At 56.0% G+C, this 409-nt stretch carries 1 protein-coding gene; it reads right to left on the bottom strand.

The genetic code is table 11. The annotated features are described in order from the left end of the window. Positions 1-172: 172 nt before the first annotated feature. A partial coding sequence (locus AEQ67_RS36455) for a hypothetical protein (RefSeq protein WP_236710433.1) occupies positions 173-409 on the bottom strand: 237 nt, incomplete at its 5' end.

The following is a 409-nucleotide window of genomic DNA, read 5'->3' as shown; positions in this document are numbered from 1 at the left end:
AAAATCAACAGCACAGCGGCCTGCAGGCCGGCCTGATTTCAAACACACACGTTTCCCCTGTAGGAGCTGGCTTGCCAGCGAAGGTCGTTAACGATGACGTGTTTTAACAGGATAACCGTGGCGCATTCAATTGCTTCGCTGGCAAGCCAGCTCCTACAGGGGATTGTGGTTTTCAGCTTTTGATCTTGCCGTTGCTTCGGTTTTTGATCTTGATCTGTTGCCCCTTTCCCAGAGGCCAAACGCAGGCGTTGCGCAGGGGGCACCGCGGCAAGGATGCTGCGGTAGCCGCCCCCGGCCCAGAGTGTGCAAAAACTGATTCCAACATCGTCGACGCGTAGCGCCGACGATGTTTGGCTGGCTGATTGCTCCTAAAGCGTTCTTCGTAGCTCCAGTCCGTTCTCAAGGCCGC

The organism is Pseudomonas sp. RIT-PI-q (assembly GCF_001297125.1).
Classification (GTDB): domain Bacteria; phylum Pseudomonadota; class Gammaproteobacteria; order Pseudomonadales; family Pseudomonadaceae; genus Aquipseudomonas.
Note: the sequence above shows the minus strand (reverse complement) of the source record. Positions and strands in the feature narration are given on the sequence as shown.